The organism is Paraburkholderia sp. SIMBA_054 (assembly GCF_046534875.1).
Classification (GTDB): Bacteria; Pseudomonadota; Gammaproteobacteria; order Burkholderiales; family Burkholderiaceae; genus Paraburkholderia; species Paraburkholderia hospita.
The window spans coordinates 1-391 of sequence record NZ_JAWRXV010000308.1 but is presented as its reverse complement, the minus strand read 5'-3'; the positions used below and the strand labels follow the sequence as shown (position 1 = coordinate 391).

1 pseudogene is annotated in these 391 nt (G+C 63.9%); it reads left to right on the top strand.

The window, feature by feature from the left end:
- Positions 1-133 (top strand): annotated as a pseudogene (locus tag SB822_RS55245) (FAD-dependent oxidoreductase); the annotation flags it as partial.
- Between the last annotated feature and the right edge of the window lie 258 nt (positions 134-391).

Sequence of the window (391 nt, the reverse complement as noted above, 5' to 3'; positions counted from 1 at the left end):
TGTGATGGACGGCCGCGCGGAGCGCAACCCGTGGGACGAGTCCGAATGGGCCGCGATTCCTGGGCACACCGGCAAGCCCTGGTTCTTGCCGCTGGTCGGCACGTACTACCGTATCAAGGACATCTTCTACTGAAGTCCCGCTGTTGCACTCGCTGTTGAAGTCCCCGCTGTTGCACCCGCTGTTGCAGTCGACAACTACAAACCCACGCAGCCCCCACAACTGCCTTACCTCGCGGAGAAGTTCGATGAATAAGGAAAACTCACCCCACTGCGCTCCTGGCCTCGACAACGGGCTCGAGCAATTGACAGCGAGAGGCGCGTCGCGGCGCGACGTGCTGCGCGCGCTGACCGCGGCCGGGATGATGTCGCTGACGGGCGCCGGGCTGATGGC